Source organism: Kitasatospora sp. NPDC091257, from assembly GCF_044757675.1.
In the GTDB taxonomy this organism is placed as follows: domain Bacteria; phylum Actinomycetota; class Actinomycetes; order Streptomycetales; family Streptomycetaceae; genus Kitasatospora; species Kitasatospora lactacystinica.
Window position 1 is genome coordinate 1 of record NZ_JBIVVI010000233.1, and the last position, 9,161, is coordinate 9,161.

The 9,161-nt window shown below is 77.1% G+C and carries 2 protein-coding genes; both read right to left on the reverse strand.

The window, feature by feature from the left end; translation table 11 throughout:
* Positions 1-815 (reverse strand): beta-ketoacyl synthase N-terminal-like domain-containing protein (locus tag ACIQOV_RS13730; protein ID WP_401048351.1); only part of this gene is annotated, 815 nt, incomplete at its 3' end.
* Positions 816-830: 15 nt separating this feature from the next.
* Positions 831-9,161, reverse strand: an 8,331-nt coding sequence (locus ACIQOV_RS13735) for a type I polyketide synthase (protein WP_401048353.1), incomplete at its 5' end; no start/stop codon positions are given.

Consider the following 9,161-nt stretch of genomic DNA (forward strand, 5'->3'; position numbering starts at 1 on the left):
TCCAGTAGCAGGACGCCGACGCCCTCGGACCAGCCGGTGCCGTCCGCCGCCGCCGCGAAGGACTTGCAGCGGCCGTCGGCGGCCAGGCCGCCCTGCTTGCCGAACTCGGCGAAGGCGGCCGGGGTGCTGATCACCGCGACGCCGCCGACCAGGGCCAGGCCGCACTCTCCCTGGCGCAGCGACTGGACCGCCAGGTGCAGCGCCACCAGCGCGGAGGAGCACGCGGTGTCCACGGTGACCGCCGGGCCCTCCAGCCCGAACACGTACGAGAGCCGGCCGGAGAGCACCCCGCTCGCGGTGCCGGTCAGGTGGTATCCCGCGGTGTTCTCCGGGAGCCGTCCGGCTCCGTCGTAGCCGGACGGGGAGGCGCCGACGAAGACGCCGGTCGCCGTGCCGGCCACCGAGTGGGGATCGATGCCCGCCCGTTCGAAGGTCTCCCAGGCGACCTCCAGCAGCAGCCGCTGCTGCGGGTCCATCGCCAGCGCCTCGCGCGGGTTGATGCCGAACAGCTCGGCGTCGAACCCGGTCGCGTCGCCGAGGAAGCCGCCCCGGCGGGCGTAGTCGCGGCTGCCGGGGAAGGACTCCTCCCAGCCGCGGTCGGTCGGGAACCCGCCGATCGCGTCGGTGCCGTCCGCGACCAGCCGCCACAGGTCCTCCGGGCCGGTGACGCCGCCCGGCAGCCGGCAGCCCAGTGCGACGATCGCGATCGGCTCGCGGGCCGCCGCCTGGATCTCCCGGTTCTGCCTGCGCAGGCGCTCGACCTCCTTGAGGGAGGCCCGAAGTGCTTCGACCGCCTTGTCACCGCGGGTGTTCATCGATTTCTCCATGGCTCAGGCGTCGTCTCGTTCGGTGTTCAGGGCCATCTCGATCAGCGCGTCGGCGTCCAGATCGTCCAGATCATCAAGGTCGTCCAGGTCGTCCAGGTCGTCCGGCACGTCCGGACCGTCCGGCTGGTCCGGGCCGTCGGGCCGGTCGGGTGTGCCGGGTGTGCCCGACGGCGCCGGGTCCGCCAGGCTCAGCAGGGTGTCCATCAGTCCGGCCTCCCGCAGCCGCTCGATCGGGATGGCCGCCAGCGCCGCGCGGACCGCCGCCTCGTCCGGCCCGGCGGGCCGCTCCTCGACCAGGACGCCCAGCTCCTCACCGAGGAAGGCGGCCACCCGCTGGGGGGTGCGGTGGTTGAACACCAGGCTCGGCGGCAGGCGCAGGCCGGTCACCCGGCTCAGCCGGTCGCGCAGCTCGACCGCGGTCAAGGAGTCGAAGCCGAGGTCCTTGAACGCCTGGCCGGCCGCGACGGTACGGCCGTCCTGGTAGCGCAGCACGGTGGCCGCCTCGGCCCGCACCACGTCGACCAGGATCTGCGGGCGCCGGCGCGGCGGCGCCGACGCCAGCCGGGCGGCGAGGGCGGACGCCTCGTCGGCGTCTCCCGTCGCGGCCGGCTCCGCGCCCGCGGCCGCCGTCGGCTCGTCCAGCAGCTCGTGCAGCAACGGGCTGGGCCGGGCGGAGGTGAACGCCGCACCGAAGACCGCCCAGTCCACGTCGGCCACGGTCAGACCGCTCTCCGCCCGGTCGACGGCCTGGGCGAGGGCCTGAACGCCGAGTTCGGGATCCATCGGGGTGACGCCGCGGCGCAGCAGGCCGCCGGTGTCCCCGCTGACGGCCAGTCCGGCGCCCGCCCACGCTCCCCAGGCCACCGAGGTGCCGGCCAGGCCGCGGGCCCGGCGGTGCTCCACCAGGGCGTCCAGGAAGGCGTTGCCCGCCGCGTACGCGCCCTGTCCGCCGCCGCCCCACACCGCGGCGATCGAGGAGAAGACGACGAACTGCTCCAGGTCGAGACCGGCGGTCAGCTCGTGCAGGTGCACCGCTCCCCCGAGCTTCGCGGCCAGCACCGCGTCGAGCCGGTCGGTGTCGGCCTCGTCCAGCCGGCCCAGGCCGTCGACCCCGGCGGCGTGCAGCACGGCGGTCAGCGGCAGGTCCTGCGGCACGGCGGCCAGCACGCGGGCCAGGGCGTCGCGGTCGGCCACGTCGCACGCGGCGAGGGTGACCCGGCTGCCGTACCCGGCCAGTTCGGCCGCGAGCTCCCGCGCACCGGGGGTGTCCGCCCCGCGCCGGCCGAGCAGCACCAGGTGCGCGGCGCCGCGCCGGGCCAGCCATCGGGCGGAGTCGGCGCCGAGCGCGCCCAGCCCGCCGGTCACCAGGACCGTTCCGGTGGGCCGCCAGCCCTCGGGCGCCGGAACGGCGGTGTCCAGCGGGGCGCGCACCAGTCGGCGGGCCAGCAGGCCCGTCCCGCGGATCGCGACCTGGTCCTCGCCGGGGTCCTCGCCGAGCAGGACGGTCAGCAGGTCGGCGGCACGGGCGTCCACGGTGACCGGCAGGTCGACCAGGCCGCCCCAGCGCTCCGGGTTCTCCAGCGCGGCCACCCGGCCGAGGCCCCAGACCGACGCCTGGGCCGGGCTGTCCAGCGGATCGTCCCCGCCGGTGCGGACGGCGCCCCGGGTGGCCACCCAGAGCGGCGCCTCGATCCCCGCGCCGCCGAGCGCCTGGAGCAGGGCCACGGTGGCGGCGGTGCCCTCGGGCAGCGCCGATCCGGGCAGCGCGGAGCCGACCGCGGCGGTCAGCGACAGGACCCCGGACACCTCACCAGCCGCTCCGGACGCCTCGGCGAGCCGGGCGGCCAGCGCGTCCCGGCCGGTGCCCGGGTCGACCACGACGGTGACCTCGGCCCCGGCGGACCGGAGCGCGTCGGTGGCCCACTCGGTCAGCTCGGAGTCCTGCGGCGCGACGACCAGCCAGCCGCCGTCCAGCAGCCCCGTGGCGGGCAGGCCGGTCAGCGGCGTCCAGTCGACGCGGTAGCGCCAGCCGTCGATCGTCGCGTCCCGGCGGCGCCGGGTCCGCCACGCGGCGAGCGCGGGCACGACCGGGTCCAGCGCCTGCGGGCCGAGGTCCAGCGTGTCGGCCAGCTCCGCGAGGTCGCCGCGTTCCACGGCGGCCCAGAACCCTGCCTCCGCCGGGTCCGCCGGGTCGGCGTCCTGCGGCTTGCCGGCCGGGGCCTGGGCCGGGTCCGGCCAGTAGCGGTCCCGTTGGAAGGCGTAGGTCGGCAGCGGAAGGTGACGGGCCGTGGGCAGCAGCGCGGACCAGTCGATTCCGGCGCCCGCCGTCCAGAGCGCGGCCAGCGCGGTCAGGACGGTCTCGCGGCCGTCCCGGTCCTTGCGCAGCAGCGGCACGCCGACCGCGTCGGGCGCGCTCTGCGCGGCGAGCGCGGTCAGCACACCGTCCGGGCCCAGCTCGACGTAGCGGGTGACGCCCTCGCGGTGCAGGGCCTCGACGCCGTCGGCGAAGCGGACGGCCTCGCGGACCTGACGCGCCCAGTACTCGGGGGTGGCGAGGAGGCCGGGTTCGGCGATCCCGCCGGTCAGGTTGGAGACGACCGGGATCCGCGGTTCGTTGAAGGTCAACTCCGCGAGGACCGCGGCGAATTCGGCGAGCATCGGCTCCATCAGCGCCGAGTGGAAGGCGTGCGAGACCGTCAGCCGGCTGGTCTTGCGACCCTCGGCCTTCCAGCGGGCCGCGAACTCCTCGATCGTTTCGACCGGCCCGGAGACCACGAGGGAGGTCGGGCCGTTGACGGCCGCGACGTCCAGCCGGTCGCCGATCGCGTCGCGGACCTCGGCCTCGGTGGCCTGCACGGCGAGCATCGCCCCGCCCTCGGGCAGCGCCTGCATCAGCCGGCCGCGCGCCGCCACCAGGGCGCACGCGTCCGGCAGCGGGAAGACCCCGGCGACGTGGGCGGCGGCGATCTCGCCGATCGAGTGCCCGAGCAGGAAGTCGGGGGTCACGCCCCAGGATTCGAGCAGCCGGAACGACGCCACCTCGACCGCGAACAGCCCGGCCTGCGCCCACACCGTCCGGTCCAGATCCTCGGCGCCCTCGAACACCACGTCCCGGACCGGCCGGTCCAGCAGCAGGTCGAACTCCGCGCAGACCGCGTCGAAGGCCGCCGCGAAGGCGGGGAACGCCTCGTACAGGTCCCGGCCCATGCCGACCCGCTGCGCGCCCTGCCCCGTGAACAGGAACGCCGTCCGGCCCTCCGTCGCGATCCCGGAGACGACCCCGCCCGAGGAGCGCCCGTCCGCCAGCGCGGCCAGACCGTCCCGCAGCGCCGCCCGGCCGTCGCCGAACACCACCGCGCGGTGCTCCAGCGCGGCTCGGGAGAGCAGCGTCGACGCCACCTCCACCGGCGCGAACTCCGGCTCCCCGCCGAGGAATTCGGCCAGCCGCCCGGCCTGCGCCGCCAGCGCGCCGGCCGAGCGTCCCGACACGAGCCACGGCAGCACGCCCTGTGTGGTCTCCGTCTCCTCGACCGCCACCGTCGGAGCGGCCTCCAGGATCACGTGGGCGTTGGTGCCGCTGATCCCGAAGGAGGACACGCCCGCGCGACGCGGACGACCGGCCTCCGGCCACGGGCGGGCCTCGGTCAGCAGCTCGACCGCGCCCGCCGACCAGTCCACCTCGGAGGTCCGCTGCTCGGCGTGCAACGTCGCCGGGAGCACGCCGTGCCGCAGCGCCTGCACCATCTTGATGACGCCCGCCACACCGGCCGCGGCCTGGGTGTGCCCGATGTTCGACTTGATCGAGCCCAGCCACAGCGGCTCGTCACCGCGGCCCTGGCCGTAGGTGGCCAGCAGCGCCTGGGCCTCGATCGGGTCGCCCAGGCTGGTGCCGGTGCCGTGCGCCTCCACCGCGTCCACCTCGGCGGCCGACAGCCCGGCACTCGCCAGCGCCTGCCGGATCACCCGCTGCTGAGCCGGACCGTTCGGAGCGGTCAGACCGTTGGACGCGCCGTCCTGGTTGACCGCGCTGCCACGGACCACCGCCAGCACCTGGTGCCCGAGCCGCCGGGCGTCCGACAGCCGCTCGACCACCAGCACGCCGACGCCCTCGCCCCAGCCCGTACCGTCCGCGCCGGCCGCGAAGGGCTTGCAGCGGCCGTCCGCCGCCAGCCCGCCCTGCCGGGCGAACTCGGTGAACACCCCGGAGCCGGTCATCACCGTCACCCCGCTCGCGAGGGCCAGGTCGCACTCGCCGGAGCGCAGCGCCTGCGCCGCGAGGTGCAGCGCGACCAGCGAGGACGAGCAGGCCGTGTCCACGGTCATCGCCGGGCCCTCCAGCCCGAACGCGTACGCCACCCGGCCGGACAGGACGCTGGTGGCGCCACCGGTCAGCCGGTGCCCCTCGGTGTCCTGGGGCAGGTCCACGTCGACGCCGTAGTAGGAGGGCGCGGCGCCGGCGAAGACGCCGATCGGCTCGCCCTTGAGCGCCTTGGGATCGAGGCCGGCGGATTCGAAGGCCTCCCAGGACGCCTCCAGCAGCAGGCGCTGCTGCGGGTCCATCGCCAGCGCCTCGCGCGGCGAGATCCCGAACAGCCCGGCGTCGAAGTCCGCGACGCCGTCGACGAAGCCCCCGAGGGTGGCGTAGGCGCCGGACTGCCCGGTGAGGTCCCAGCCGCGGTCGGCCGGGAACCCCACGATCCCGTCCCCGCCCGTGGAGACCAGTCGCCACAGGTCGGCCGGGGAGGCCACGTGGCCGGGGAAGCGGCAGGACATGCCGACGATGGCGATCGGCTCGCCGGGGTCGGCGACGGCAGCCGTCGCGCGGGGCCGGTCGGCCTCCTCGGCCGCGCCGAGCAGCAGGGTGGCGAGGAAGTCCGCGAGGGACGCGGCCGTCGGGTAGTCGAACACCAGGGTGGCGGGCAGCCGCCGGCCGGTGGCGGTGTTCAGCCGGTTGCGCAGTTCCACCGCGGCCAGCGAGTCGACGCCGAGGTCCTTGAACGCCTGCTGCGGCCCGACGGCCTCGGCACCCGCGTGGCCGAGCACGGTGGCCGTGTTCGTCCGGACCAGGTCGAGCAGCAGTTGCCGCCGCTCGCCGTCCTCCAGGCCCCGGAGGCGGCGTTCCAGCGTGGCCTGCCCGCCCGTCACCGGGCCGTCGGCGGCCTGCCGCAGGGTGGGGCGGACCAGGCCGCGCAGCAGGGACGGCGGCTCGGCGCCCGAGGCGCGGGCGGCCGCGAGGTCGAGCGGGACCGGCAGCAGGTGCGCGGCGGGCAGGGCGGCCGCGCGATCGTGGAGGGCGAGTCCGAGCTCGGCGGTCAGCGTGCCGGAGAGCCGGTCGCCGCTGGTCACGGTGGAACCCTCGGCGAGGTGCCCGGTGAGGGCGCTGGCCTTCGCCCACAGGCCCCAGCCGAGCGACTGCGCGGGCAAGCCGTGCGCCCGGCGGTGCGCGGCGAGGGCGTCCAGGAAGGCGTTCGCGGCCGCGTAGTTGGCCTGGCCGCCGGTGCCGAAGGTCCCCGCGGCGGAGGAGTAGAGCACGAACGCGGCCAGGTCGGCGTCGGCGGTGAGCTCGTGCAGGTTGACGGCCGCGTCCACCTTGGGGCGCAGCACCGCGCCGAGCCGGGCCGGGGTGAGCGCGCCGAACACGCCGTCGTCCAGGACGCCCGCGGTGTGCACGACGCCGGTGAGCGGGTGCTCGGCGGGGATCGCGGCGAGCACCGCGGCCAGCGCCTCGCGGTCGGCGGCGTCGCAGGCCGCGACGGTCGCCTCGGCGCCCAGTTCCCGCAGTTCGGCGACCAGCTCCGCGGCGCCGGCGGCGGCCGGGCCCTGACGGCTCAGCAGGAGCAGGTGCCGCACGCCGTGCCCGGCCGCCAGGTGGCGGGCCAGCAGCCCGCCCAGGGTGCCGGTGCCGCCGGTGATCAGGACGGTGCCCTCGGGGTCGAGCGGCGCCGGGACGGTGAGGACGTTCTTGCCGATGTGCCGGGCCTGGCCGATGTGCCGGAAGGCCTCGACGGCGTTGCGCACGTCCCAGGCCGTGGTCGGCAGGTCGTGCAGCGCGCCGGCGTCGAACAGGGCGATGACCTCGGCGAGGATCTCGCCCATCCGCACCGGTCCGGCCTCGCCGAGGTCGAAGGCGCGGTAGCGGACGTCCTCGCGCGGGAGGTCGGTGCGGACGTCGGCCTTGCCCATCTCCAGGAAGCGGCCGCCGGGCGCGAGCAGGCGCAGCGAGGCGTCGACGAACTCGCCGGCCAGCGCGTTGAGCACGACGTCCACGCCGCGTCCGCCGGTGGCGGCCCGGAAGGACTCCTCGAAGTCCAGGTCGCGGGAGGAGGCGATGCGGGTGTCGTCGAGGCCCTGGGCGCGCAGTACGTCCCACTTGCCGGCGCTGGCCGTGCCGTAGACGTCGAGGCCCAGGTGCCGGCCGAGCTGGACGGCGGCCATGCCGACGCCCCCGGCCGCGGCGTGCACCAGCACGGACTCGCCGGGCCGGACGTCGGCCAGGTCGCGCAGCCCGTAGTAGGCCGTCGCGAACACCAGCGGGACGGCGGCGGCCCGGCCGAAGGTCCAGCCGTCGGGGATGCGGGCCAGCAGGTCGCGGGCCGTGACCGCGGTGGCGGCGATGCCGCCGGAGAAGAAGCCGAACACCCGGTCGCCGGGGGCGAGGTCGGTGACGCCGGGGCCGGTCCCGACCACCACGCCGGACGCCTCGGCGCCCATCGGCGCGCGCTCCGGGTACATGCCGAGCGCGAGCAGCACGTCGCGGAAGTTCACGCCGGCGGCGCGGACGGCGACCCGCACCTCGCCGGGGCCGAGCGGCCGGTCGGCGTCCGGCGCGGGGACCAGGGCGAGGTTCTCCAGCGTCCCCGGGCCGAGGGTGTCCAGGCGCCAGGCCTCCCGGCCGGACGGCACGGCGAGCGTGTCCGAGGGCCGGGCCAGCCGGGCGGCGAGGACGGCGCCGTCGCGGACGGCCAGCACCGGCTCGTCGCCGTGGGCGGCGACCGGGCACCAGTCGTCGGCCGGGGCCTCGCCGTCCAGGTCGACCAGCACGATCCGGCCGGGGTTCTCGGTCTGCGCGGAGCGGACCAGGCCCCGGACCGCGGCGGCGACCAGGTCGACGGGCTCCTGGCCGACGGCGACGGCGCCGCGGGTCACGACCACCAGCCGGGTGTCCGCCAGCCGCTCCTCGGCCAGCCAGGCCTGGAGGTCCGTCAGGAGGCGGCCGGCCGTCTCCCGCACCCGGGCCGGCAGGTCGACGGCCTCGGCGGCGGTCGTGGGGACGGGCAGCACCACGGCCTGCGGCGCCGGGCGTCCGTCGTCGAGCGCGGCGACCAGCTCGGCGAGCCCGGCGTACCGGGGCGCGTCGAGCGGCGGGACGGCGGGCGCGGGGGTGTCCGCGCCACCCGGGGCGGGCGCACCGAGCACGGCCCAGGTCGCGGGGCCGGCACCGGCGGCGCCCGCCGACGTGACCGGGGTCCAGTCCAGCGCGAACAGCGCCTCGGTGACGGCCGGGCCGACGGCGGGGCGCAGCTGCTCGGCCTCGACCTCCCGCAGCACCAGGGACTCGATGGTCATGACGGGTGCCCCGGTGCCGTCGGCAACGCTCAGCGCCACGCCGTCGGCGGTCACGGTCAGGGTGACCCGCAGCACGGCGGCACCGGCCGCGTGCAGCCGGACGCCGGTCCAGGCGAACGGCATCCGGGCGGCCCGGTGGGCGTCCACGGCGGCGGAGAAGCCGACCGCGTGCAGCGCGGCGTCCAGCAGCGCGGGATGCAGGCCGTACGCCTGCGCCTGACCGGCGGCGGCCTCGGGGAGCAGCACCTCGGCGTGGACGCTGTCGCCGTCGCTCCAGGCCGCGTGCAGGCCCTGGAACACCGGTCCGTAGCCGTAGCCGACGGCCGTCAGGCGGTCGTAGAAGCCGTCGAGGTCGACGGGCTCGGCCCCCACGGGCGGCCAGGTCCCGGCAACGGCGGAGCCGTCGGCGGCCGGGGTGGCGGAGCCGTCGGCGGCCGGGGCGGCGGCGCCCGCCGGGGAGAGCACCCCGGTCGCGTGGCACACCCACGCGGAGTCCTCCGCCTCGGAGCGCGACAGGACCTGCACGGTGCGGTCCCCGGCCTCGTCGGCCTCGGAGACGCTCACCTGGACGGCGACGCCGCCCTGCTGCGGCAGCACCAGCGGCGACTGGATCACCAGCTCGCGCAGCACCTCGCAGCCGGCCTCGCGGCCCGCCCTCAGCGCCATCTCCACCAGGGCGGTGCCGGGGACGAGCACGGTCTCCAGGACGGCGTGGTCGGCGAGCCAGGGGTGCACGGCCAGGCTCAGCCGCCCGGTCAGCACCAGTCC